Below are 743 nucleotides of genomic sequence, written 5' to 3' on the forward strand. Positions count from 1 at the left end.
TGAACAGACGGTTGTCGATTTTTTTACGCAAGTCATGCAAATGGATAACTTTACTTTGCGGCAAGAAGCCCTAGAATGAGGGATGGTTCACTTTTATTGGCTAAAAATGAACCCCGAAACTTGAGTTTTAATTATAGTTTTTAATTATTAAGGTACTATCTACTACTGCCTTGAATGTGTCATCAGCATTAATGTTTACATATAAAACTCGATCAAGATAGTTAAGAGGGCAGTACCAGCAACGGAAATTTTGTTAAAATTAAGTTCGAGTATTTACGACTTTTAACATAATGTTTCTAGACATAGCTTCCTCCTTATATTAATTTTTTCCGGTAGCTGAGCAATAATTAATTACCTCTGCGTAACCAAACATCCCCACTCCAAACATCAAAAATGACTTTTCTATGTTGTGTTCCCCCTAAATCATGATTAGTAATGGTAAAGCCGTTTTTTTGTAATAAGTAAGGTCCGATTGATGCGTTCTTGCAAGAAACTTTTTTACACGAAAGTGACTCCAAACATTTACCATGCTTCTGCGTGCAAGGTTGAGTATCAGTTATTTTTGAAAACATATTGCCACCGCCAAATACTTTTGTCTGGTACTCTGAGGGTAAAGTGCCATCGTGGTAGAACGATCTGTTACCAGACCGACCCCACACAGATCCGGACGTGCGGAACTACCGCATCCGGCTCTTCAGTTATATATTCACTCGTGTAAAACACGACCCTAGTACCAGTCGACC

The 743-nt window shown here is 38.4% G+C and carries 1 protein-coding gene; it reads right to left on the reverse strand.

The features are described 5' to 3' along the window. Window positions 1–347: 347 nt before the first annotated feature. Complete coding sequence (locus KSO91_RS18015) at window positions 348–659, reverse strand: hypothetical protein (RefSeq protein ID WP_420830963.1); 312 nt, start codon at window positions 657–659, stop codon at window positions 348–350. Window positions 660–743: the final 84 nt, after the last annotated feature.

The organism is Psychromonas antarctica (genome assembly GCF_022267535.1).
GTDB lineage: Bacteria > Pseudomonadota > Gammaproteobacteria > Enterobacterales > Psychromonadaceae > Psychromonas > Psychromonas antarctica.